Below are 25,599 nucleotides of genomic sequence, written 5' to 3' on the forward strand. Positions count from 1 at the left end.
AAGACTTAAGAGATGATTGTCTGGTTTGCGACAATTAAGGGCGGTATTTTGCAACACCAAACTAGAAAGGCAAGTCTTTGTGCAATAAAAAGGCCAGCATCGGCTGGCCTTTGGTCTTTACAGCTGTATTTTAGGAGATAAAGGCTTAGTTGCGGCGACGTAGTAAGCCAAGTCCAAGCATCGCGAGTAGCGCGCCAAAACCAAACGAACCACCATCTGAGTCCTTCGAACCTTCTGCACCCGTTTCAGTTTGCGTCATTGAGACATCACGAACAGAGCTAAACTTAACGACGTTGCCTGTCGAGTCTGTCACTTTCTCTTCTAACTGGTAATTACCTTGTTCTGGCGCTTGTTCAAACTCAATATTCACGCTGCGTGCGTCAATGTCAGTTTGAGTCAAGGTTTGGCTAGCCGAGTAAACTTTTGCATCACTGCTTGTCGCGGCCGCTTGTGTGGATGCTGTTAAGTTCACTGTCACAATATCGCCCGCAACCGCAGTTGGTGGTAGACGTACATCAATAGCTAAGTTTTCACCCGCTTTCGGTAAATCGATATCATCATCTGGTAAATCAATAGCAATAATCACTGGATCATGATCAGACGCTGAGAACGCATCTTTGTACTTCGGCATGTCACCCGTGTATTTGCTGCTGTATTCAAACAAGTTACTTTCTAGGGAGTTGATGTGCCAATCTTCAATCGCCACCACTTTTTGCGCTAAACTGCTGCTTGCCAATGCATGGTCCAAGTTCCCCAACTCACCTGAATAGGTGTACGAGAACGTATCAGCGCCATGCAGCAAGGTGTTTAAATTGTGCAGACCGTAGCCTTTTTCAATCTTGGTTTTCTCTACTTGAAGCTCACCGCCACCAATAGTTGTGTAAGCGGCAGTGTAGATATCACGGCCGTATTTCTCTTGTGAGTAATCAGTGAGGGTCAGTAACGGATCTTCTTTGCCGTAAGCGTTCAAATCGCCCATAACGAGCACATCGCCATCAATATCTTTCAGCGCTTCACCAACGACTCTCGCAGCAGAAACACGGAAGTTGTTGCAGTTGCCTTGCAGATCCGCGGGTTCTGAGTCTTCTACACCAGCAATCCACTCTTCAATACATTCAGAACCTTTCGATTTAAAGTGGTTCACGACCACTGAAAGATCTTCGCCAGTCTCTTTCACTGTAAAGGTCTGTAATAAGCTATGGCGTTGATATTTGTCGTAAGCAGGGTTACTTTCTGTGCCCTCTTTACGAGTAATTGTGTTTTCTGCAATGTGCTGCTCTGGCGTGATGATCACTTTTGCAGCGTCTTTTGGCGTTACTGCGTTAGCACGATATAAGATCGCCACCATGATCGCATCACTGCCAAAGTATTCCTCTTGGTATTTGTCTTGCTCTTCGATTTCGACATACGTGTAATGATCTTCCACGTCATCAATCTCAGCGTTTAAAGCATCAACCAAGTTTTGGATAGCACTACCATCACCAAAGCCGTTGTTTTCCACTTCCATCAAGCCAATGATGTCCGCGTCCATCTTATTCATCGCTGAAACGATTTTCGCTTGCTGGATCAAGAACTCATCAAGGTTTGTTGCGCCACGATTTTGCCCGGTTGGGTTGTCGTGCCCGCTGTCAGCAACCGAAGTGAAGTAGTTAAGAACGTTAAAGCTCGCCACTCGTAAATCAGAATCGGCTATGGCTGGCGCCGCTTTACGCGCAACGTCAAAGTCATCACCTGACGTGACAAAGTTGCTGCTATCAACTTCATTGGTCGCAATTAGGCGGTACTCGTTGTAGCTGTAAGCCACAACACCTTGCAGGCCTTCGACACGAGAGCCTAGGCGAATGTGCTGCTCTGAAGAGCCATTTTGGTCAAGATCTTGTGCAAACGTTGGGAAATATGGGATTTGACCATTTGGCGCTTTGCTATCCGATTCCAAGTAAATACGGTTGGCCGCATTCTCTTTGGCAAGGGCAACCGCAGCGTCACTCTCTGCTGCATGCAATTGAGTCGGCTTAAACAACGGTGCTTCATGAGACAACATCATGTTGTTGCGTCGAGAGTCATAATCGTAAGAAAAGTTACGAGTAACGAAAAGTTCGCTAGCCGAGCTGAGCTCAACTTGCATACCTTCATGACGCTCTAGTGCATCACGTAGTGTTTCCCCTTCCTTAATCGTTAACGGAGTAACCAAAGAGGCGTTTGATGTGCCTGTTTTTACATAACTGTTTGCATCAGAAGAAAGCTGAGTGTTGCTGTAGTACTCTTGTACTTTCCCTTTCACACAAACAACATCACCAGCTTTCAGCTCTGTATCTGCAACATCGGTGTGAATAAACAAACCTTCAGATGTCTTGTCGTTGCCATCATTCTCAAGTGCTTGCAGGTAGAAGCCTTTAGTTAAGCCTGTTGTTACCGCACTGACCACACCAGTTACGAAGTGATCTTCGGTCGTGATGTAAGGGTAGCCATCAATAAATGGAGAAGAAGCACCTTCACCTTGAATCTCTTGGATGGTGGTAAAGGCTGGTTCTTGTCCATCTACTTCACAAGCAAATGGCGCAGGTGGCTCAGTTGTATTTAATTCCCCTAAACCATCAATATTATCTTTAGGTAAGGCTGTCCACTGAGTGGATTGGTAGGTAGTGGAAGGTGTAAGCGCATCACTGTTACGAACTAACGTGGTGTCTTTAGCGAAATCCACGTCCCCCATCACACCTAATATATCGTGCACTTCCCCATCTTTAAGAAGTGCCAACGGATCGTCGCCGTTAAAGTTCGCTACATTTTTATCAGTGTAATCCGCAACCGCCTTTATTGCTTCGCTCGCATCGCCATGAGCAAGCACATACACTTGCTTCGCTTGTAACGTTACGTCACTAAGATCAAGAGTGCTGCCCCACGAGCCGCCACCATTCGAAGATTTTGCTAATTCATAGCCTGTGAGTGTCACCGCAGTATCACCTGTATTGGCGATCTCGACCGCTTTATTATAAGCGCCGCCTTCCACATACTGGGAAATAATAATCTCTGCGTTCGCGTTTGCGCTAAGTGCACTGGCGATGGTTAGTGCGAGTATTGAGGGTTTGATTAACGTGTCCATTGTCATACCTGATATTTATGTAAATGCAAACTTAGCTCTGATCAGAGCCTACCATTTGCGTCTACTATCAGGTTTATTTATGAAATAAATAAGAATGAGCAATTAAAGCCGTGAAATGAATCACATGTGAATGTAAGAAAATATGCCAGAACATCCCATTCAAACATTTTTTGTAATAAATACAGAACGCTATTGATAAACAAATCAAAATTTAGATTAATTACTCAGTTTATTTTTTCACTTCATGTTAAGGAGTAGAAAATACATCGCTCGTGAAGTGGCTTATTAACCAAGCTCACTTTGTTATAAATGAAAATATAATTAATCACTAATTTAGAAAGCTTTGATTTTCATTTTTATAGCCATGTCTAAACTTAAGTCACCTATTATTCGCTCGGCTTTTTCTTACGCATGACCCTCATACTTCAAAATTTTCATCATTTGCTCAATAACTTCTCCTTATTCACTAGCCAAATTCATACACAAAAGATATAACACCTGCGCGAGACATTAAGATCTCATTAGCTGTAAACCCAGGAACGATAAATGAAAAAAATTCAACGTAGTGCGCTAGCTCTCTTCTTACTTGGCTTGATAACGGGATGTCAATTGACCGCCAGTGAGCCACTTCAACCTACCGCGAATCAAAACATCATCGAATCAGCCAAAAATGAGCTGGATGGAATTGAAGAGTTAGAGGTCAGTGACGAGGGTGTTATTACTTTTACCCAGCGTCTAAGAACACCAGGAACCTACTGGATCCCAGCGAGAATTAAAGAACTTAGCTACGATATATCATGCGTGCAGCTCAGTTACTTCATTGATAGAGGCATGGTGGTGAAGTCCGCCTTTTTAGGTGCTCGAGGACGTGTTGAATATTACGATATGGAACGTTGCATGAAAGACACGCCATTCCAGTAAAAAGCATAAAAAAAGCTCCACTAACGTGGAGCTTTTTGTAATCTATTCTTAGCAACTATGGGCGAGCGACAAAGCCTACCGCTTTGTATGCTTTCTTCAGCGTTTCAGCGGCGCGAGCCGAGGCTTTTTCTGCACCTTGCTGCATTACCTCATCCATGTAAGCACGATCAGCGCGAATACGATGGTATTCTGCTTGAATTGGCTCCAGCATTGCTACAACCGCCTCACCAACATCTTTCTTAAATGGACCATACATTTCTACGCCTTTGTACTTGGCTTCGATCTCTTCAAAGCTCATGCCTGTCGCCGCAGAGTAAAGTCCCATTAGGTTCGCGATACCCGCTTTGTTCTCGATATCATGGCGAATGCTTGGTGGGGTTTCGGTGTCTGTTTGCGCCTTGTTGATCTTCTTGATAATCGACTTTGGCTCTTCAAGCAGAGTAATCACGTTCTTACGGTTGTCATCTGACTTCGACATTTTCTTCGTCGCGTCTTGAAGACTCATCACACGTGCATTGACTGTTGGAATGTACGGCTCAGGAACGGTAAAAATCGGACTCTCTGGTGAGTAGATGTTGTTAAAACGCGTTGCGATATCACGCGCTAACTCAAGGTGCTGTTTCTGGTCGCTACCAACTGGTACTTGGTGTGCGCCGTAAAGCAAAATATCTGCTGCCATCAACACAGGGTAATCAAACAGACCCACGTTTACGTCATTCGCGTAACGTGCCGATTTGTCTTTAAACTGAGTCATACGGCTCAGCTCACCCATTTGCGTGTAACAGTTAAGAAGCCAACCAAGTTGAGCATGCTCTGGTACGTGTGACTGAACAAATAGCGTGCTCTTCTTCGGATCAACACCAACTGCCAGACAAATTGCCAGTGCGTCTAATGTCGCTTCATGCAGTGCTTTAGGATCCTGACGAACCGTAATCGCATGAAGGTCTACTACACAGTATTGGCAATCATAATCGTCTTGCATCTGCTGCCATTGACGTAGAGCACCCAAGTAGTTACCGATACTTAGTTCACCTGACGGTTGAACACCACTCAATACAATGGGTTTGCTCATTAGAATGATTCCTTTGACTTCTTAATCTAATTAAAATGAAAAACCGTGCGGCTTTTAGCGCACGGTTTACTCAGTGTACTCATTAACAAGTATTTTGGAAGATCTTTTGTTGCCGTTATGCAGAAACAGCGACGACTTCCAGTAATTCCGCGAGGCGGTTCGCCACTACGTCAGGGTTCGAAGCTGAAATGGGCTCGCCGTGGTTATAACCGTAAGTTAAACCAAATGAAGCACAACCCGCATTTTTCGCCGCCAAGATATCGTTTTTCGAATCCCCAACCATCAGCATCTCTGCTGGTTTTACCTGGTGCTTTTCCATTAGCCAGTTCAGCGCCACCGGGTTTGGTTTTTTCTCTGGAAACGCGTCACCACCTAATACGTCTGCGAAGTACTTGGCGATGTCATGCTGCTCTAGAATTTCTGGTACGAATTTCGAGGGCTTGTTCGTCACAATCGCCATCGTAAAACCAGCTTGGTGTAGCTCTTCAAGCGTCTCTTTTACTGTTGGGTAAAGGTGACTTAGCTTATGGCCGCTTTGCTTGTAGTATTCATCAAACAGCTCACGCGCTTTAGCACGCAGCTCATCACTCAAATCACTGCTGATGGTCATGCTTTGGCTTAATGCACGTCCAATCAATATATCAGCACCATTACCAACGTAATCACGCACCTGCTCTTCTGATACAGAAGGATAGCCTAACGCCTGAACTGCTTGATCGGCCGCTACGGCAAGATCTGGCACGCTATCAAGCAGTGTTCCATCCAGATCAAAAGCAATCAATTTAATATCTTGTTGGGTCATAAATTCCCTAGCTAAAATAACACAGGATGGTTCCCCATCCTGTGTGCTTAATCTTGATGTCACTCAGTGTCACACTCAGCGACGCTTAGTGTGCTCGCCTTATTTTTGGGCAGCCAAACGCTGACGAACCGCTTCAAACAAACAGATACCAGAAGCCACTGATACGTTCAAGCTTGATACACTGCCCGCCATAGGGATCTTAATTAAATCATCGCAGGTTTCGCGAGTAAGACGACGCATACCATCACCTTCAGCACCCATCACGATAGCAAGAGGACCAGTAAGCTTAGCTTGATAAATGTCGTGCGTAGCTTCACCAGCCGTACCCACAAACCAAATACCTTTTTCCTGTAGCGTACGCATTGTACGTGCAAGGTTGGTTACACGAATCAAAGGCACAACCTCTGCAGCGCCACATGCTACTTTACTTACCGTGGCATTCATTGGTGCAGAACGATCTTTCGGTACGATGATCGCCGCAGCGCCTGCCGCATCTGCGTTACGCAAACACGCACCAAGGTTGTGCGGGTCCGTCACACCATCCAGCACTAACAGTAGCGGTGATTCATGCTGCGCTAAGATGTCATCAATGTCGTTCTCGTTCAGCTGTTTTGCTGGTTTTACGCGAGCAATGATGCCTTGGTGATTTGCACCACGCGCTTTGTCATCCAGTGTTTTACGCGTCATTTGTTGAATAGAGACACCACAAACCTGAAGATCATTTAGGATTGGCATTAGGCGATCATCTTGACGACCTTTTAAAACGTATGCCTCGATAAAACGCTCTGGTTCGCGCTCCAATACCGCTTTCACTGCGTGAATGCCGTAGATAAATTCGTTACTCATTGTTTAACCTGTTGTTCGGGTCGTATTGCCTGCGCCAGCTGAGTTTGAACTGAGCTGGCGCTTCAGCCTACTACGCTTCTTTTTTAGTGCGCTTGGTTTTCTTCGGCTTACTGTGTGGCTTTTTTTTACGTGCTTTTTTCACTTTAGGCTTCTTTTTGCCTTCGGCGTCATCACGTTTGGGGCCATTGCGCTTACTCACTGCGCCCGTTTCTTCTGGGCGTTTAGTTGGCTCTATCGCAGGAACTGCACGAGCCGCGCCACCTTCTTTCGATGAAGAGCGAGTCGCAGCGCGTTTTTTATCTTTCGCTTTGCGTTTTGCTTCCGCTACGCGTTTCTTCGCAGTCTTACCTTCGCCGCGTAGCTTACGACTTGTTTCGACCAATTCAAAGTCAATTTGCTTATCATCGAGGTTAACAGCCAGTACTTTTACTTTTACTGCATCGCCTAAGCGGTAGATGTTACCGAAACTTTCACCAATAAGTCGTTGACCAATCGGGTCAAATTGATAGTAGTCGTTCGCAAGGGTAGAAATATGTACCAAACCATCGATGTGCAAATCCGTTAAACGTACAAAGAAGCCAAAGCTAGTGACATTAGCAATAACACCGTCTAGTTCGTCACCGACGTGGTCTTGCATATATTCACACTTCAGCCAATCCGCAACATCACGTGTTGCATCATCAGCACGGCGCTCTGTCATCGAACATTGTTCGCCGTAAAAATCCATGTCGTCAAACGAGTAATGATAGCCACCTGTTGGTGTCCAGCGATCTTGATTACGACCTTCTTCTTTAGCAATCAGATACTTGATTGCACGGTGAAGCAACAAGTCAGGGTAACGACGAATTGGCGACGTAAAGTGCGCATAGCGTTTCAATGCCAACCCAAAGTGCCCCGCGTTATCTGCGTTGTATACCGCTTGCTTCATTGAGCGTAGCAGCATAGTCTGAATCAACTCTTGATCTTGACGCCCGGAGATTTGACGTGCGAGATCGGCATAGTCCGTTGGTGAAGGCTCTAAACCACCTTTTAGCTCAAGACCAAGTTCACTTAAGAAGTCTCGGAAACCTTGCAGGCGTAGTTCACCTGGAGATTCGTGGATACGATAGAGCGCAGGCTCTTTCGCTTTTTCTACCAGCGATGCCGAAGCAATGTTGGCTAAAATCATACATTCTTCGATGATCTTGTGCGCGTCATTACGAATTACTGGCTCAATGCTTTCGATTTTACGTTCCGCATTGAAGATAAACTTGGTTTCAACGGTTTCAAATTCGATTGCACCGCGTTGATCTCGTGCTTCTTTCAGCACTTTGTACATCTTATGCAGCTCTTCTAGATGAGAAACAAGCGGCTGGTAGCGCTCACGTAGTTCTTCATCCCCTTCTAGAATTGCGCTCACTTTGCTATATGTGAGACGAGCGTGCGAGTTCATCACCGCCTCGTAATGCTTGTAACCAGACAGCTTACCAGTATCGGAAATGGTCATTTCACACACCATACACAGACGATCAACTTGTGGGTTAAGTGAACACAAACCATTTGATAGCACTTCCGGTAGCATTGGCACTACTTGCGATGGGAAGTACACCGAGTTACCACGGTTGATGGCTTCTTTATCCAGCGCAGAGTCAGGGCGAACGTAGTAACTGACGTCAGCAATCGCTACCCATAAACGCCAACCACCTTCTTTGTTCTTCTCACAGTAAACAGCATCATCAAAGTCTCGCGCGTCTTCGCCATCAATGGTCACAAGTGGTAACTCACGTAGATCCACACGACCAACTTTGGCTTCTTCTGGTACTTCTTCGCCTAAGTTTTCGATTTGTTTATCGACGGCCTCTGGCCACTCGTGAGGAATTTGGTGTGTACGAATCGCAATTTGCGTTTCCATACCTGGTGCCATATTTTCACCAAGTACTTCAACCACTTTACCCATCATGCCACGTGAGCGTGAGCCACGATCAGTAATTTCAATCACGACCACGTTACCCATGCGTGCACCCGCTTTGTGCTCATTTGGGATCAGAATATCTTGGCTGATACGCGAGTCATCAGGGACAACATAGGAATAACCATATTCGAGGAAGAAACGACCGACGATTTGATCATTACGCTCCTCTAACACTCGAACCAAGCGCCCTTCACGACGACCGCGCTTGCTGTTGTCTGTAGGTTGCACTAAAACAAAGTCACCGTGGATGATGTTCTTCATTTGATGGTGCGGTAACAGAATATCATCATCCTTGCCGACGCTGCCTTCTGGACGCACCCAACCATGGCCATCACGATGACCAATCACGTAACCTTTCACCATTTCAAGTTTTTCAGGCAATGCGTAGCACTGACGGCGGGTAAACACCAGTTGACCATCTCGCTCCATCGCACGTAGCCGACGACGCAACCCTTCGTATTGCTCTTCGCCCTCAAGCTTTAGTGCCTCAAACAAGTCGTTGCGATTCATTGGAACGCCCGCTTGCTCTAGAAACTCGATGATAAACTCTCGGCTTGGAATTGGATTTTCGTAATTTTTGGATTCACGATCTGCAAAAGGATCGTTTGGAATATTGTCTGACATAGGCACGCCTATCTAGCAAGGAAGGTATATGGCTAGTATATCTGAGTCTCTCGATAAGCTACAGAATTGCTTTGAAAAAAGAATGATCGAGATCGACTCTAGACGTGCAAATTAGTTAAGGACGAGCCAGTAAGATCAACAACTCAGAATTGTCGCTCAGCAAGGATTCGATCGTGCAATCATCCAGCTCCGCCAAAAAGGCACTTTTTGCTTTTGCCAATTTATCTTTGAGGCGACAGGCAGGGGTAATATGGCAAAAATCTACGCCGCAATTGACCAAATCTAACGGCTCTAAATCTCGCACGACACCACCTACTGTGATTTCAGAAGCAGGTTTCATCAGCCGAATACCACCGTTTTTTCCACGCACGGTGTGGACATAGCCTAGTTGCCCTAACCGGTTGATAACTTTGACCATATGGTTACGTGACACACCAAATAAATCCGTCACTTCAGTGATATTTGTTAACTCATCTTCCGGCAACGAAGCCAAGAAAATTAAGGTTCTCAACGCATAATCAGTAAAGCTCGTTAACTGCATATTCTCTCCCAAAGTGCGATTCAATAACTCGCTGGTGACACTAAAACGCCAAACTTGAGCTATCGATAAAAGTGTAAATCTTTTCTTGATCGAAAGATACATTTGAGATACAACTTTAAACATGCATTATAAATACAACTTAAAGTAGGAAGCCCATATGCTCAGCAATCAAACCATCGAGATCGTCAAAGCGACCGCACCACTTATCGCCGAAACGGGACCAAAACTGACCGCGCACTTTTACGAACGTATGTTTACTCATAACCCAGAGTTGAAAGATATTTTTAATATGAGTAACCAGCGTAACGGCGATCAGCGTGAAGCGCTATTCAACGCCATCTGCGCCTATGCTGCCAATATTGAAAATTTGCCAGCCCTACTTGGCGCAGTAGAAAAAATTGCGCATAAACACACGAGCTTTTTGATCACAGAAGATCAGTACCAAATCGTTGGTAAACACTTACTTGCGACGATTGATGAGCTTTTTAATCCAGGTCAGGAAGTGTTGGATGCTTGGGCTGAGGCTTACGGCGTACTTGCGAATGTATTTATTCAGCGCGAAGAACAAATTTACCAACAAAATGAAGCTTTGGAAGGCGGCTGGCGCGGTCTACGCGAATTTGAATTAGTCGATAAACAAATCGAGAGCGAACACATTTGCAGCTTTGTGTTTAAACCAACCGATGGCCAAAAAGTGGCACCGTATAAACCGGGACAATATCTTGGCATCTATATCAACAGTGACCAGTTAGAAAACCAAGAAATTCGCCAATATAGCCTATCTTCTGCGGTCCAAGAGAACACTTACCGTATCTCGGTAAAACGTGAAGAAGGCGGAAAAGTATCGAACTTCCTGCACGATAGCCTGAACATTGGCGAAAAAGTGCAGCTTGCCGCCCCTGCCGGTGATTTCTTTATGGATGCCGAACCACAAACACCCGTTGTTCTAATTTCTGCAGGTGTAGGACTTACGCCAACGCTGTCCATGCTAGAAAGTCTCTCAGCACATCAAGCACCTGTAACTTGGGTTCATGCAACAGAAAATGGTCAACAGCATGCTTTCAAGCAACACGTGAACCAACTAGTCGCGGCGAAAGAAAACATGAACGCTCTCGTTTGGTATAACCACCCAACGGCAGAAGACAAGCTAGGTGAAGACTTCCACTTCACGGGTTTTGTCAATCTGTATGAAATTGAAGCCGCATTAAAGCAAGATAACGTGCAGGTGTACTTCTGTGGCCCTGTCGGGTTCATGCAGCACGTAGCGAAACAACTATTAGAACTTGGCGTACCACAAGAGCAATTCCATTACGAATGCTTCGGTCCACACAAAGTGGTTTAAGCGCTATCAGCTATCGGGAAAACAACAAAGCCCACGTGACGTGGGCTTTGTTGTATGAAGTTGTTTGCAATATTGAAGCGTTACCAAAAGGTGTCTCGCCGTTTAGCTCGAGCAATAACGTTTTGTGGCATGCGCTGCTCAAGGCCATTTCTCAATACAGTGATACGCTTATGCTGCCGCTTATCTGCTGTGACAGAGTTATATAACCAACGATACGCATCTTCGTAATCAAGTGGGCTGCCGTAATCACGCAGGAGCAATTCGGCTAAATGAATACGCGCATTTAGGTTTCCCATTGAGGCGGCTTCTCGCAAGTAAGGAATTGCTCGTTCTTTATCTTGCTGCACTAAAGTGCCACGCGAATAGTATCGACCAATCTGCTCTAGCGCGGCAGGTAATCCCTGATGTGCTGCATTTTCGATGTAGTAAAGGCCCAGTTCGACATCTTGCTCGACACACACACCCCACGCCAACATGTCGCCGTACAGAAATTCATAAGCGGGCAAGTTAATTCGAGTCGCACGAGCAACGATATCCTCCACCAGCTGGCAGTTATCAGCGCGCACACGTTGTAAGTGCTTATTTTGCTCAATAAGCTTTATCAGCTCTGCTTCGGTGTAGATAGGAACTGGCGCCCCCACATCAGCAACATTGGCTTTCGCTGTGGTAGCTACCAAGGTCAATAACAGTGAAGCAGCCACTGTTCGTAACTTCATAAACGTACTCTTTAAGGTATCTAAGAAACCAAAGATCGATGAAGGATCTCCTCTGCTTGATAACCTTATCGGCAAAAACCAGCTAAGCTTTAGACAATTTTTGCCTCTGACTTAGACTCAGCGGCAAAAAATTGCCATATGAGAATCACTGCCGTTTTTTGTTCAGATACAAAAAAGCCGACCAGAAGGTCGGCTTTTGCAATCTTTAACGACTATCAATTAAGCTTCGAATGGATGAACCTTGATGATAGTTTCGTTACGGTCAGGACCTGTTGAAATGATATCTACAGGCACACCTGTTAGCTCTTCAATACGCTTGATGTAGTTAAGAGCCGCTTGTGGTAGATCTTCTAGCGCTTTAGCACCGAATGTGTTCTCAGACCAACCAGGCATAGTTTCGTAGATTGGCGTCGCTTTTTCGAATGCTTCAGCAGCCATCGGAGAAACTTCTAGCACAGAGCCATCTTCCATCTTGTAACCAGTACAGATTTTTAGCTCTTCTAGACCATCTAGTACGTCTAGTTTAGTTAGACAGAAACCAGATACAGAGTTGATTTGGATTGCACGACGCATAGCAACAGCATCGAACCAACCTGTACGGCGTAGACGACCAGTTGTCGCACCGAACTCGTGGCCAACTTCACCTAAGTGCTTACCAATTGGATCTTGCTTATCTAGACCATCGTATAGTTCTGTCGGGAATGGACCTGCACCAACGCGAGTACAGTACGCTTTCGCGATACCCAAGATGTAACCGATGTGACGAGGACCAAAACCTGAACCTGCAGCAACACCACCAGCAGTCGTGTTAGAAGACGTTACGTATGGGTAAGTACCGTGGTCGATATCAAGTAGCGTACCTTGTGCACCTTCGAACATGATCTTATCGCCGCGCTTACGTGCTGCGTCTAGTTCGTCAGTTACGTCGATAACCATTGAAGTAAGTAGCTCTGCGTAGCCTTTTGCTTCTTCAAGCACAGCTTCGTAGCTTACTGGTTCCGCTTTGTAGAAGTTAACGAGTTGGAAGTTATGGAACTCCATGACTTCTTTTAGCTTCTCAGCGAACGATTCCATATCGAATAGGTCGCCAACGCGTAGACCGCGACGAGCAACTTTATCTTCGTATGCTGGACCGATACCACGACCTGTTGTACCGATAGCTTTTTTACCGCGAGCGATTTCGCGAGCTTGGTCCATTGCAACGTGGTAAGGAAGAATTAGCGGACATGCTTCAGAAATGAAAAGACGCTCGCGTACTGGAATACCGCGCTCTTCAAGAGGTTTCATTTCTTTAAGTAGAGCTTCAGGTGATAGTACAACACCGTTACCGATAACACATTTTACGTTATCGCGAAGGATACCTGATGGAATTAAGTGAAGAACGGTTTTTTCACCGTCAATTACGAGAGTATGACCTGCGTTGTGACCGCCTTGGTAGCGTACCACGTATTTTGCATCTTCAGTTAAAAGGTCTACGATTTTACCTTTACCTTCGTCACCCCATTGGGTGCCTAGAACGACTACGTTATTTCCCATCTTTCCAAGTCTGATTGCTAGTTAAAAATGGATTCTAGCACCGAATCACGCTTCTTGCAGTCATTTTTTGTTCACAGAGTTGCTACCAGAATGTCATCTTGCTGCTTTGCTCATTTTGAAATCAGCATATCACTGATAGTATTTAGTTTTCTTTATTCGACTGGAAAGCGGTATGTCTGAATCCATATGGTTGGCGATTGGGCTCGTCTTGATCGTGGAAGGCATTGGACCACTCATTGCTCCAAACGGTTGGCGGAATATGGTGGCTCAATTAAGTGAACAGCCCAACAATCAGCTACGACGCATCGGTGGCTGCCTAGTAGTTGCTGGAGCCGTAATCGCCATAATGATGAGCTAGCACTTAGCATCAGATACAAAAAAGGCTCCCTAAGGAGCCTTTTGTTTCATTTGACGCTGAGATTATTTCTCCATGCCGCCCTTCGACTGGTTCATGTATTGGAAGAACTCACTCTTCGGATCAAGTACCAGGATATCGCTCTTAGAGCTGAAGGACTTCTCATACGCACGTAGCGAGCGTAGGAAACTAAAGAACTCAGGGTCTTTGTTGTATGCTTCAGCATAAATCTTCGCTGCTTCTGCATCCGCTTCACCTCGTGTTACACGAGCAGTCTTATCAGCTTCAGCTAGAATGGTTGCCACTTCTAGCTCAGCTTGAGCACGAATAACTTCCGCTTTCTCACGACCTTGAGAGCGGTGCTTACGAGCTACAGACTCACGCTCTGCACGCATACGACGGTAGATAGACTCACTGATTTCATCAGGCAGGTTGATTTTCTTCATGCGGAAATCAACAACACGAACACCCAAGTCTTTCATCGCGCTTTCACGCGTGTCTTTCAATACTTCAGACATGATTAGGTCACGTTCACCATCAATCTCAAGCGCTTCACGTGCCGCTTCAGTTGCGACAACATCTGCACTTGCATCTTCTGGTAGTACATCATCGTTACGTGGACCAGATACAATCTGTTTGATTTCACGAGCACCGATTTCAGAACGAAGCACATCCGTTACTTTACGCTCAAGTAGTGCCTCCGCCGTTAGCGAATTACCACCGCCTGTCGCTAGGTAGTAACGACCAAAGTCTTCAATACGCCACTTCACGTAGGTATCAATAATAACGTCTTTTTTCTCAGACGTTACGAAACGGTCTGCACGGCCATCCATCGTTTGGATACGTGCATCAAGTTGTTTCACACGGTCAAACAGAGGCATCTTGAAATGCAAACCAGGCTCGTAAATTCGAGTGATGTCGTTGTTGTCTTTAAGAACACGACCAAATCGAACCACGATACCGCGCTCACCTTCAGGAATCACAAACAAAGACATCAACATTAATGCCAGTGCGATTACCAATACAGGGATCATTAACTTACGCATTCTTAGTATCTCCCTTGACGTGAACCTGTTGAACGAGACTGCGTGTTCGAAGTGTCTTCTTGTGTACGCTCAGACTCCAGTTGAATTTGATCGTAGGTTGAAGATGACTTCGATTTACGTTTTGTGTCTGCCTGACCTTCTTGGCCCGCCAACTTATCGATTGGAAGGTACAGAAGATTGCCGCTTGATTCCGAGTCAATCAACACTTTCGAAGTGCTTGAGTACACCTCTTCCATTGCGTCAATGTACAGACGGTCACGCGTTACACCTGGTGCCGCTTGGTATTCTGGTAGTAGTTTTTCGAACTGTGCTACCTGACCAAGAGCCTCGTTAGTGACACGCTCATTGTAACCTTGTGCTTCTTTCTTCAAACGTTCAGCACGACCCGTTGCCTTCGGCAAGATTTCGTTCTTGTATGCTTCAGCTTCACGGATGAAACGCTCTTCATCCTCACGAGCTGCGATTGCATCATCAAACGCATCTTTCACTTGCTCTGGTGGACGCGCAGACTGGAAGTTTACGTCAACAAGTACCAGACCCATATCATAGCTATCAATGATTTGGTTCAGTGTTTCTTGCGTAGTTTGACGAATTTGCTGACGACCACTGGTTAGAATGCTATCCATCAATGAGTCACCAATTACTGCACGTAGTGCAGAATCCGTTGCTTGACGCAAGCTATCGTCTGCATTGGTTACACGGTACAAGTATTTGTACGGGTCAGTCACTCGGTACTGAACATCCATCGCGACTGTTACGACGTTTTCATCTTTAGTCAGCATTAGACCAGATGCACGTAGTGAACGAATCGCTTGTACGTTTACCGCTTCGTATTCATCAATAAAACGAGGGCGCCAGTTAAGGCCTGGGTCTACGATACGATCGTATTTACCTAAACGCAGCACAACACCACGCTCTGCTTCACCGATGGTGTAAAAACCAGCGAAGAACCAAACTGCAACAGCAATAAGAGCAATCACGCCAAAGCCAATTGCACTACCACCACCGCCGCCGATTGGAGAACCACCGCCGCCTTTTTTACCAAACTTGCCACCCAGTTTTTGACTCAGTTTATTGAACACTTCATCTAAATCTGGCGGACCTTGATCTCGGCCACCAGGACGCTGGCCACCACGATTATTATTACCCCAAGGGTCATTATCGCGGCCATTGTTGCCGTTGTTATTTCCAGGCTCATTCCACGCCATTAGAAAGCTCCATCATTTGATATGACGTTATACTGTAGCAGTCCTTTAAGTGACTATAAAGCCAGTCAAAACTGCCCCTTCTCTTTTTTCAAGTCTAGACCAATCTACTTGCTGCATTCGAATATCGATCAACAAGTTACCATCCTGGTCATATTCCTCACGTTGAATACACTTCATTTGGAAGAAGGTACTACGGAATCGTCCTTGATACTGTGGAGGAATTCGTAACTGATGCTCGACCATTTGTGACGCCAGACGTTCCGTCAGTGCCTCAAACAGGACATCAATGCCCAACCCATCCATTGCTGAAACCCAAACTGCGCGAGGTACGCCTTCCTCGTCTCGTTCTATACGTGGTTTCTGCGAATCTAGATTGTCGATTTTGTTCATGACAACCAGAGTCGGCACTTCATGTGCATCGATCTCTCCTAGTACTTCATGAACAGCTTGAATATTCTCACGAAAACGCTCATCACTGGCATCAACAACATGTAACAAAATGTCAGCTTCTTGCGTTTCCTGCAAGGTTGCCTTGAAGGCCGCAACCAAGTCGTGTGGCAAATGTCGAATAAAACCAACCGTGTCAGCCAATATGGCAGGCCCAACATCTGCTAACTCTATCTTACGTAAAGTCGGGTCCAAAGTAGCAAATAGTTGATCAGCGGCATACACGCCAGCTTCTGTAATACGGTTGAAGAGTGTCGACTTACCCGCGTTGGTGTAACCCACGAGTGAAACCGTTGGGATTTCAGCTCGATTTCGGGCGCGGCGCCCTTGTTCACGCTGCTTCGCTACTTTGTCTAAGCGTCGCAGGATGGCTTTGATTCTGTCACGCAATAAGCGACGGTCGGTTTCCAGCTGGGTTTCACCCGGGCCACGTAAACCGATACCCCCTTTCTGCCTTTCAAGGTGCGTCCAACCACGAATCAAACGAGTAGAGATATGACGAAGTTGAGCCAGCTCTACCTGTAGCTTACCTTCGTGTGTTCGAGCTCGTTGAGCAAAGATATCGAGAATAAGACCAGTGCGGTCGAGAACTCGACATTGGCACAGTGCTTCGAGGTTACGTTCTTGGGCAGGAGAGAGGGCGTGATTAAAAATCACAATTTCAGCACCTGTCGACTGTACCGCAGTAGCAATCTCTTGGGCCTTACCCTCTCCGACATAGTATTTCGGGTGTGGGGATTGACGACTACCAGTTACCACTTGTAGCGCCTCTACCCCAGCAGAAGAAACCAGCATTTCGAACTCAGCCAGATCTTCCCATTCACCTTCTTGCGTGAAGTTGATATGAACAAGTACGGCTCGCTCACCGGATTCATAACGGTCAAACAAGCAATCAACTCCTTATTTTAAAAATACTCGATGAAGAATTAATCTTCTGATTTCTCTTGTGGACGCTCACCTTGTGGACGTTCACCGCTGTGATGGCTCACTGGACGAGCCGGCACAACTGTTGAGATCGCGTGCTTGTACACCATTTGGTTAACAGTATTCTTCAGCAGGATCACAAATTGATCGAACGATTCGATCTGACCTTGTAGTTTAATACCATTCACAAGGTAGATAGATACCGGGATACGCTCACGACGTAGCGCGTTTAGAAATGGGTCTTGTAGAGATTGCCCCTTAGCCATTTTATTTTCCTTATTTAATTTGTAGTTGTAATTATTTAGCTAGTGGTGCAATGCAAAAGATACTGCTTTTGCATCTGAGCTAAACGAATCAAAAATGCACTCTAAGTAATTAGCAGCATAGTATAAAAACCGCCAACAACAGATCCTTTGAGAGTGCGTTCACGCAAAAACGATCACATTATACACAGCTATGTCAATCAGATGCTATTGCTTCCGACATCGTTTCTAATGCCTGTTCAATGTTCTCGCTATCCAACCAAGTTAAGTCATCCCAGCTGCGTAACCAGGTGATTTGACGCTTGGCCAATTGACGAGTCGCGCATACGCCACGAAATACTGCTTCGTCACGTGTACACTCCCCATCTAAATACTCCCACATCTGTCGGTAACCGACGCATCGTATGGAAGGAAGATCGGGGTGAAGATCTTTTCGCGAATGTAGCGCTTTCATTTCTTCTTCAAAGCCCGCTTCCATCATCTTTTCGAAACGAAGTTCAATTCGACGGTGAAGTTCTGCCCTATCCTTGGGAGCTATTGCAAACTGCTTGACTCGGTATGGCAGGCTTTCACCTTTCGTTTGAGTCAATTCAGTCAAAGTTTTACCTGAAATACGAAAAACTTCCAATGCCCGAGATAAACGTTGGGGATCATTGGGATGGATTCTCGCTGCTGACACAGGATCAACCTCTTTGAGTTCATCGTGCAACACTGACCAACCTTTAGTCAATGCTTCTTGTTCAATTTGCTGACGAATTTCAGGATTTGCAGCAGGAAGTGGGGATAAACCTTCAAGTAGCGCCTTATAATACAGCATTGTCCCACCCACTAAGAGTGGAATTTTTCCTTCTGCAACAATATCATCCATCGCTTTCAATGCATCACGACGAAAGTCGGCTACAGAGTAAGATTCGCTCGGATCCAAAATATCAATCAAGCGATGAGGCGCTAAACTTAACTCTTTTTCATCCGGTTTCGCCGTACCGATATCCATCCCTTTATAGATCAAAGCAGAATCAACACTGATGATCTCAATCGGGAACTTTTGACGAAGACGAATCGCCAACTCAGTTTTGCCTGATGCAGTTGGCCCCATTAAAAATAGCGCCAAAGGTAGTTTATCTGTCATGGTTTTAATTTGGCTATCGTGGCAGAGAAATCAACAGCGGATACAAATTTTGTATCTTCTAATGGCAATTGACCACCTCTTAGCTGTTCAAGTTCCGCAATAATTTGAATTGCTTCAGAAAAAGTATAATGACTCTTCACTGTCGTGACCTGCAATGCGAGCCAATCTATCAACTCAGACAGCATCTGAGCCGTTGCTATACCTTCCTTCACACAAGATTGCGCGTAAGATAACAGATCTGGTACTAGATTTTGTAAGTTTTGTTGACGTAGCGGCGCGGGAACGCCCATCACCATTAAGGCTTGCTCATTTCTCGCTTTCAATTGAATGCCAAGTAACGCCAAATCTTGTTGATAATCTTGAGCCAGCTTCACTAACTCGGCCTCTAACTTAATAGATAGAGGAACGAGTAGAGGCTGTGCTTTAAGCGCGCCATCGCTTGGAGTGAGCTGCCCTTTTACACGATAAAATTCCGCTCTAGGTAACGAGACTAACGCCGCCCCACTGTCACTGCTCATCAAAACAAATTGCTCATCGACCATCACTAGCGCTTTGCCTAATGCATTAATCGATGGAAGTGATGCATTCGAAGTTGCCTTTTGGGGCTCTATCGGCGTTACGGGTTGAGACTCAAACTCTGGCGTTTTTAACAACTCGTGATAAGCGCGCACTTCTTGCTTGCTTGGTGCTGGCTCTACGTGGCGCTCTTTACTGTGATTCGGCTTTGGTGCGGGTTTGGATTCCACCCAATCACTACGTTTGAATGACTCAACTACGCGCGCCTCTCGCACGGATGTATCCCTAGGACTGCGATCGCGAGGTTTGACTTCATAATCACTGCGTCCAGGATAAGCCGGTGTGCTCTCTATCGCTTGATAAACACGCTCTGGAACTGGTGAAGGTGTCGGCCTTTGCACTTTTTCAGGCTCAGGCGAATGCTCAACCTCTTCGGACTCAGTCGGTTCCACACGATGAAATGCGGATTCATTAACCTGTGGTTTATCAATCACGGCGCTTTGCGCAAGTGCATCCGCCAAAGCTTGATAGATGAAATCATGCACTAAGCGAGCTTGGTGAAAGCGCACTTCATGCTTAGCGGGGTGGACATTCACATCTACCTGGTGCGGGTCTAACTCAATAAAGAGCACATAGGCAGCGAACTGATCTGGCTTTAAGCTCATTTCATAGCTTTGACGAATCGCGTGATTGATTAATTTGTCACGCATCATTCGGCCATTCACATAACAATACTGTAAATCGCTTTGCTGCCTTGCTCCTTCTGGTGTGGTAATCCAACCATGTAGCTTTAACCCTTGATGCTCAAGCTCGATTCTGAGCATATGCCGCACAAACGCATTACCGCAGACAGCTGCAATACGTTTTTCGGTTTGAAGCTGATTTTTCGCCGCACGATATTGACGAATGATCTTGCCGTTATGGCGCACATTGATGGTGACATCAAAGCGGCTTAACGCAATGCGTTTCAATAACTCATCAATATGAGCAAATTCGGTTTTCTCCGTACGCAGAAATTTGCGACGCGCTGGAGTATTAAAAAATAAGTCCAACACCTCAACAGTCGTACCAATCGGGTGCGCTGCTGGCTTAAGCTTCACCTGCATATCACGCCCTTCGGAGTAGGCACTCCAGGCTTCTTCTTGTGCCGCAGGACGCGATGTGAGCGTCAAACGCGAGACTGAGCTAATACTGGCTAACGCTTCACCACGAAAACCTAGACTCATGATGGCTTCGAGATCATCCAAAGTATGTATCTTAGATGTAGCATGACGACTGAGCGCTAAGCCGAGTTCATCTTTCGCGATACCTTTGCCGTTATCACGAACACGAATCAGCTTTGCGCCTCCTTTCTCGATATCGATATCGATTCGAGTTGCGCCAGAATCAAGACTATTTTCAACCAGTTCTTTAATTACAGAGGCGGGTCTTTCGACCACTTCCCCTGCTGCAATTTGGTTTGCAAGTCTAGCTGGCAAAATTTTAATCGTCATAATGAGTTAAAAGCTCACCTATTTGTTTGGAATGATAAGGACTTGCCCAACCGAAAGCTGATCGGAGCGTAAGTTGTTCGCTTTACGAATGCTCGAAACGCTGACTCCGTATTTGGACGCTATTTTACCAAGGTATTCACCTCGAGAAACTTTGTGCTTACGGATCGGCTTATCTTTGACAGCAACGGTTATCTTCAACTTTTGTCCTACCCACAAGGTATCTGACTTCAAGTTGTTCTCACGGCGGATATCTGAAACCTTCACTTTATAGTGACTCGCGATCTTACCTAAGAACTCACCTGACTTAACCTTATGAATGATGGTTTCTGTCTCAACAGTAATCGGTTTACTTGGTACTTTAATCGTGCCAGCAGAAGGGATTTTGAGCTTCTGACCAATTGCTAATCCAGTCGACTTCAAGTTGTTTGCCGACATCAGCGCTTTAGAGCTAAGCCCATATTTATTCGCAATCACCGATAACGACTCGCCACGTTTTACGGTATGCACTATTGGCTTCGCTGAAGGCGAGAATACCGTACCCTCTGGTGGATTATCTTTTAAGTACTTAACGACCGCCTTAGTGATCGCCTGAGCTAACTTATCTTGGTGCGCTCGTTGAAACAGCAACCGCTCTTCTGTTGGGTTAGAAATAAAGCCCGTTTCCACTAATACAGACGGAATCTGCGGAGAGCGTAAAACAGCAAGGCTAGTATTAATCGGTTTGGTGTTATGCAGGTGCGCAACACGTCCCATCTCACCAAGGATTTCTGTTGCCAGCTTATACCCTTCTTTTTGTGAATGACTAAACTGCAAGTCCAACAAAGTTTGGTTCACGTTACGATCTTTGGTCTTAGTGAAGAACGCATTACCCGAACCACCTAATATTTCAGATTGTTTCTCATGGTTCTCAACCCAGCGAGCAATTTCAGTATTTGCACGACGGGTATTCAGCACGAAAACCGAACCTCCGCGAGGCTTCGGTGAGGTAAACGCATCAGCGTGAATGGAAATCAGTAAGTGCGCATCATTTTCACGGGCAATGGCTACACGACGGTTTAGATTCACAAAGTAATCTCCGGTACGTGTCATACGCGTTTTAATCCCAGGCGTAGCATCGAGCTGAGCAGCAATTTTTCTTGAGATACTCAATACCGCGTCTTTCTCGTACTTACGGCGTGAAGGGCCAATAGAGCCAGGATCTTCACCACCGTGACCAGGGTCGATAACGATCAAGACTTCTTGAGCTCGTTGAACTGAACTCATGTCTTTGCTGGTCGCCGCTGGCTTGCTCGGTTTAGAAGCTGAAGTCGATGCTTTCTTACCGTGCGGCAGGTCAATCACCAAACGGTGACCATATTGCCCGCCAGGCGTTGGGCTTAATTTAAACAATTCCGCTTGAACGCTCTTTTTCAGTTCAAACACCAAACGGTAGGTGCCCTTCTCTGGCGGAGAGCTTTTTCGAACTAGCTTTAAAACCGGGCTATCCGTAACAGTAACAGGCAGTTTGGCCTGCATGGTCGTGCTTTTTAAATCCACGACAAGACGATCCGGTCCGGATAAAGAGAAATAGGAATAGTCAGCTTCCGAGCCTAAATCGATGACAACACGCGTTTCATCAGGAGAAGGCCAAACTCGAAAACTCTTTACGACGTTAGCAAATGCTAAATTGGGGATGAGAAGGAGAAAAGTGGCGACAAACGTCGCCACTACTCTAAAATTTGAAAAACTCAACATAGCTCCAATCGACTGAGTAACTGCACACCATAATCATTATTAGCTGTTAGTTCGGCTACACGCTGCTCACCTTGGTAGCGAATGTTCACATCAAGATCCGGTTGTGGCAACAAACCATGCCCTTTTTCAGGCCATTCAACCAAGCAAATTGCATCATCTGTGAAGTAATCTCGAATCCCCATGAACTCAAGCTCTTCAGGATCCGCAAGACGATAAAGATCGAAATGGTACACTTGCCACTGATCCAACTGATACGGTTCGACTAGAGTATAAGTTGGGCTTTTCACGTTACCTTGATGGCCAAGAGCACGGACAAAACCACGACTAAAGGTTGTTTTACCTGCACCCAAATCACCATGCAGATAAATTGTGGTTTGTTGCGAACAAAGGTGAGCCAGAGCGGTACCTAGTGCAACCGTTTCGTGCTCATCTTTTAAATTGAATTGTTTCGTGCTCATTGATGCTTCTCTAACTAATGATCGTTGACTATATAAAAATCAAAAGAACAGGAATAGTAAACCGTGTTGGTTTTGAGAGACAAGCTTTCAAATGTCATATGTGCGAAAAAAGTATCCAAGGAACGGTATCTTAATCACCTTAGTATCGACCTAGATTTAGAATATATGCAAATGACTTCAATAAGCAGTATTCACAGCATCAAAAACGTCCCTAACTGGGTAGCACCAAAGCCAGAGATCCGTTAAGATCCGCCCCCCTTTTATTCCGGTGGTTAGCATGAACTACGAACAACTCGCACAACAAATCAAAATTTGGGGAAAAGAGCTCGGCTTCCAAAAAGTTGGGATCTGCGACGTTGATCTGAGTGAGCATGAAGCCGCACTGCAAAAATGGCTCGATGCAGGCTATCACGGCTCAATGGACTGGATGGCTCGTCACGGTATGATGCGAGCTAGACCCAATGAGCTACTCCCGGGAACCGTTCGTGTGATCAGCGTTCGGATGGACTACCTACCACCAGAAGCACAATTCGCTTCGAACCTAGCGAATAAAAATCATGCCTATATTAGTCGCTATGCATTAGGGCGTGATTATCACAAGCTCGTCAGAAAACAACTGAATAAACTTGGCAAACTTATTGAACAAGAAGTTGGTCAGTATGGTTACCGACCTTTCGTCGACTCCGCACCAATATTGGAGCGACCACTCGCCCAAAAAGCAGGCTTAGGCTGGACAGGGAAACATTCCCTGATTTTAGATCAAGACTGTGGCTCGTGGTTCTTTTTAGGCGAGTTACTTATCGACTTGCCACTTCCCGTTGACGAGCCAAGCGTTGATCAGTGCGGTAAATGCAAAGCATGCATTACCTCATGCCCAACACAAGCCATCGTTGAAGACAAAGTTGTTGATGCTAGACGCTGCATCTCTTACCTCACCATCGAGTTCGATGGCGTGATCCCTGAAGAGTTTCGCAAGCCAATGGGTAACCGCATTTATGGCTGTGATGACTGCCAATTGGTTTGCCCATGGAATCGCTACGCCGACATAACGGAGCAGAGTGATTTCCATCGTCGCGATAGTTTCAAAAACCCGGATCTCGTTGACATGTTTAACTGGGATGAAGCGACTTTTCTAAAAAATATGGAAGGCTCCGCTATTCGTCGCATTGGTCATATACAGTGGCTGCGTAATATTGCTGTCGCACTTGGTAATGCAGAATACAGTCAACGAGTCATTGATGCGTTAGAAAGTCGACAAGGTGAAAATAAATTACTTGATGAACACATCAAATGGGCTTTGGCCGAGCAACTGAATCAACTCCCCATTGAGAATAAAGCATCTACAGAGACGAAAAAGCAGCGCTTAATAAGAATCGTCGAGAAGGGGCTACCAAGAGACGCATAGTGCGTAGTCTATATGCAAGAGATTGAAAGCACTTTTACATGTTCAATTCATGACCTTGTTCTCAATTTTGTAATGTGGAAAAAAATTTGAGATTCAAGAAAAACAAGCTAGCAGAAAAAAGTTAAACACAGCTTGGAGAAATGACTAGGATCAAAAAAATACCAGTTAATGATCGTATTTTAACGTATCCGATCCGACAAAAAACTTATTTTTCTCTTATTTAACAAAGACTTAATCAATATTTCGTTATTATTTCGACTTTCCTTCAGCGAAAAGATCTTTCTTCTCCATCGCAAAAAGTCAAGCTAAAAACACTTTATCAACTAACTTATCCACAGAACGACGTATGTGGATAACTCTGTTAATTAAAGTAGATAAAACATGCAGAACCTCATCATACTTGTACGCCAGCCGATTCATATCGTGTTTTAAACACAAACGAAATCGTCCGACATCATATGATGCGGATAAAATTTAGTTTTTGGGGATTCATGCTTCGCAGCATTATGAAAAGAGCGATGTGATTGGTTGCGAGAAGCAGGAACTGAATCAAGCGGCGCATCCGTCGACGACTTAGGATTGTGCTAATAAATAGGATTGTGCTAATAAATAAGCATTCAATCTATCGTCTTGTATTTGGTTGCGGGGGCCGGATTTGAACCGACGACCTTCGGGTTATGAGCCCGACGAGCTACCAAGCTGCTCCACCCCGCGTCCGAGTACTTCATCTTTGTTGATGATGAAGGCTTTGCTTTCATTTATAAAAAAGAAACTGGAGCGACACACGAGGTTCGAACTCGTGACCTCAACCTTGGCAAGGTTGCGCTCTACCAACTGAGCTAGTGTCGCTTTTGTCACCGTTAAGCACGATGAAGGCTATATATTGGAGCGACACACGAGGTTCGAACTCGTGACCTCAACCTTGGCAAGGTTGCGCTCTACCAACTGAGCTAGTGTCGCATTTCGTCACCGTTAAGCACGATGAGGGCTATATATTGGAGCGACACACGAGGTTCGAACTCGTGACCTCAACCTTGGCAAGGTTGCGCTCTACCAACTGAGCTAGTGTCGCATATTAACAGCAGTCGCTATTAATGGAATTTGGTTGCGGGGGCCGGATTTGAACCGACGACCTTCGGGTTATGAGCCCGACGAGCTACCAAGCTGCTC

The 25,599-nt window shown here is 45.6% G+C and carries 20 protein-coding genes and 4 tRNA genes; 4 read left to right on the forward strand and 20 right to left on the reverse strand.

Translation table 11 applies throughout. The features are described 5' to 3' along the window. Nucleotides 1–145: 145 nt before the first annotated feature. A complete protein-coding gene (locus tag L3V27_RS20390; protein WP_237312623.1) occupies nucleotides 146–3,100 on the reverse strand; it encodes an ExeM/NucH family extracellular endonuclease in 2,955 nt (984 codons plus the stop codon). A 546-nt stretch (nucleotides 3,101–3,646) separates the two neighbouring features. Here L3V27_RS20390 and L3V27_RS20395 point away from each other — a divergent pair. Further along, nucleotides 3,647–4,021: a hypothetical protein gene (locus L3V27_RS20395; protein WP_012841336.1), complete on the forward strand. Its 375-nt coding sequence runs from the start codon at nucleotides 3,647–3,649 to the stop codon at nucleotides 4,019–4,021. Between the two features lie 55 nt (nucleotides 4,022–4,076). Here the strand turns inward: L3V27_RS20395 and trpS are convergent, their stop codons facing one another. The 5 genes from trpS to nsrR form a co-directional block, all read right to left on the reverse strand. Next, nucleotides 4,077–5,093, reverse strand: coding sequence for a tryptophan--tRNA ligase (gene trpS / locus L3V27_RS20400; protein WP_053807770.1), 1,017 nt, complete (start codon nucleotides 5,091–5,093; stop codon nucleotides 4,077–4,079). A 115-nt stretch (nucleotides 5,094–5,208) separates the two neighbouring features. Continuing rightward, nucleotides 5,209–5,895 (reverse strand): phosphoglycolate phosphatase, encoded by a 687-nt coding sequence (locus tag L3V27_RS20405; protein WP_139059418.1) that lies wholly within the window; start codon nucleotides 5,893–5,895, stop codon nucleotides 5,209–5,211. Nucleotides 5,896–5,994: 99 nt separating this feature from the next. After that, entirely contained in the window at nucleotides 5,995–6,741 is a 747-nt protein-coding gene (gene rlmB, locus L3V27_RS20410; protein WP_005395369.1) for a 23S rRNA (guanosine(2251)-2'-O)-methyltransferase RlmB, read from the reverse strand. 70 nt (nucleotides 6,742–6,811) lie between these two features. Continuing rightward, nucleotides 6,812–9,316, reverse strand: a complete 2,505-nt coding sequence (gene rnr, locus L3V27_RS20415; RefSeq protein WP_237312624.1) for a ribonuclease R — start codon at nucleotides 9,314–9,316, stop codon at nucleotides 6,812–6,814. A 115-nt stretch (nucleotides 9,317–9,431) separates the two neighbouring features. Beyond that, nucleotides 9,432–9,857 (reverse strand): nitric oxide-sensing transcriptional repressor NsrR, encoded by a 426-nt coding sequence (nsrR, locus tag L3V27_RS20420; protein WP_005387939.1) that lies wholly within the window; start codon nucleotides 9,855–9,857, stop codon nucleotides 9,432–9,434. A gap of 157 nt (nucleotides 9,858–10,014) precedes the next feature. Between nsrR and hmpA the strand changes: the two genes are divergently transcribed. Further along, complete coding sequence (hmpA, locus tag L3V27_RS20425) at nucleotides 10,015–11,199, forward strand: NO-inducible flavohemoprotein (RefSeq protein WP_005395371.1); 1,185 nt, start codon at nucleotides 10,015–10,017, stop codon at nucleotides 11,197–11,199. Nucleotides 11,200–11,279: 80 nt separating this feature from the next. Here the strand turns inward: hmpA and L3V27_RS20430 are convergent, their stop codons facing one another. Continuing rightward, nucleotides 11,280–11,915, reverse strand: a complete 636-nt coding sequence (locus L3V27_RS20430) for a tetratricopeptide repeat protein (RefSeq protein ID WP_005387944.1) — start codon at nucleotides 11,913–11,915, stop codon at nucleotides 11,280–11,282. A gap of 219 nt (nucleotides 11,916–12,134) precedes the next feature. Then, nucleotides 12,135–13,451 carry an adenylosuccinate synthase gene (locus tag L3V27_RS20435; RefSeq protein WP_005395372.1) on the reverse strand — a complete coding sequence of 439 codons (1,317 nt, stop codon included), beginning with the start codon at nucleotides 13,449–13,451 and terminating at the stop codon, nucleotides 12,135–12,137. Nucleotides 13,452–13,623: 172 nt separating this feature from the next. Between L3V27_RS20435 and L3V27_RS20440 the strand changes: the two genes are divergently transcribed. Then, nucleotides 13,624–13,809, forward strand: coding sequence for a DUF2065 domain-containing protein (locus L3V27_RS20440; protein ID WP_005381383.1), 186 nt, complete (start codon nucleotides 13,624–13,626; stop codon nucleotides 13,807–13,809). A gap of 62 nt (nucleotides 13,810–13,871) precedes the next feature. On the opposite strand, the gene hflC is transcribed toward L3V27_RS20440, so the two are convergent. The 8 genes from hflC to tsaE form a co-directional block, all read right to left on the reverse strand. Then, entirely contained in the window at nucleotides 13,872–14,852 is a 981-nt protein-coding gene (gene hflC / locus L3V27_RS20445; RefSeq protein WP_005395373.1) for a protease modulator HflC, read from the reverse strand. 2 nt (nucleotides 14,853–14,854) lie between these two features. Next, nucleotides 14,855–16,060: an FtsH protease activity modulator HflK gene (gene hflK, locus L3V27_RS20450; RefSeq protein WP_005395374.1), complete on the reverse strand. Its 1,206-nt coding sequence runs from the start codon at nucleotides 16,058–16,060 to the stop codon at nucleotides 14,855–14,857. A 45-nt stretch (nucleotides 16,061–16,105) separates the two neighbouring features. Next, a complete protein-coding gene (hflX, locus tag L3V27_RS20455) occupies nucleotides 16,106–17,395 on the reverse strand; it encodes a ribosome rescue GTPase HflX (protein WP_237312625.1) in 1,290 nt (429 codons plus the stop codon). 38 nt (nucleotides 17,396–17,433) lie between these two features. Continuing rightward, complete coding sequence (gene hfq, locus L3V27_RS20460) at nucleotides 17,434–17,697, reverse strand: RNA chaperone Hfq (protein ID WP_005381379.1); 264 nt, start codon at nucleotides 17,695–17,697, stop codon at nucleotides 17,434–17,436. A gap of 193 nt (nucleotides 17,698–17,890) precedes the next feature. Then, nucleotides 17,891–18,823 (reverse strand): tRNA (adenosine(37)-N6)-dimethylallyltransferase MiaA, encoded by a 933-nt coding sequence (gene miaA, locus L3V27_RS20465; RefSeq protein ID WP_005381378.1) that lies wholly within the window; start codon nucleotides 18,821–18,823, stop codon nucleotides 17,891–17,893. After that, on the reverse strand, nucleotides 18,820–20,832 hold the full coding sequence (mutL, locus tag L3V27_RS20470) for a DNA mismatch repair endonuclease MutL (RefSeq protein ID WP_237312626.1): 2,013 nt from the start codon (nucleotides 20,830–20,832) through the stop codon (nucleotides 18,820–18,822). Before mutL ends, miaA begins: the two co-directional genes overlap by 4 nt. Before the next feature lie 18 nt (nucleotides 20,833–20,850). Then, a complete protein-coding gene (locus L3V27_RS20475; protein WP_237312627.1) occupies nucleotides 20,851–22,566 on the reverse strand; it encodes a LysM peptidoglycan-binding domain-containing protein in 1,716 nt (571 codons plus the stop codon). Next, a complete protein-coding gene (tsaE, locus tag L3V27_RS20480) occupies nucleotides 22,560–23,024 on the reverse strand; it encodes a tRNA (adenosine(37)-N6)-threonylcarbamoyltransferase complex ATPase subunit type 1 TsaE (protein ID WP_005395381.1) in 465 nt (154 codons plus the stop codon). The genes L3V27_RS20475 and tsaE overlap by 7 nt, the downstream gene beginning before the upstream one ends. A 277-nt stretch (nucleotides 23,025–23,301) precedes the next feature. Between tsaE and queG the strand changes: the two genes are divergently transcribed. Next, the gene (queG, locus tag L3V27_RS20485) at nucleotides 23,302–24,429 is read left to right on the forward strand and encodes a tRNA epoxyqueuosine(34) reductase QueG (RefSeq protein WP_005395385.1); all 1,128 of its coding nucleotides are present in this window, start codon (nucleotides 23,302–23,304) and stop codon (nucleotides 24,427–24,429) included. A 637-nt stretch (nucleotides 24,430–25,066) separates the two neighbouring features. Here queG and L3V27_RS20490 read toward each other — a convergent pair. The 4 genes from L3V27_RS20490 to L3V27_RS20505 all read right to left on the reverse strand — a co-directional run bounded on the left by L3V27_RS20490 (nucleotide 25,067) and on the right by L3V27_RS20505 (nucleotide 25,501). Next, nucleotides 25,067–25,143, reverse strand: a tRNA-Met gene (locus tag L3V27_RS20490). A gap of 59 nt (nucleotides 25,144–25,202) precedes the next feature. Then, a tRNA-Gly gene (locus L3V27_RS20495) sits at nucleotides 25,203–25,278 on the reverse strand. 35 nt (nucleotides 25,279–25,313) lie between these two features. Next, a tRNA-Gly gene (locus L3V27_RS20500) sits at nucleotides 25,314–25,389 on the reverse strand. 36 nt (nucleotides 25,390–25,425) lie between these two features. Next, nucleotides 25,426–25,501 (reverse strand) — tRNA-Gly (locus L3V27_RS20505). Nucleotides 25,502–25,599: the final 98 nt, after the last annotated feature.

It is taken from the genome of Vibrio sp. J2-3(2022) (assembly GCF_021725735.1).
GTDB classification, from domain to species: domain Bacteria; phylum Pseudomonadota; class Gammaproteobacteria; order Enterobacterales; family Vibrionaceae; genus Vibrio; species Vibrio diabolicus.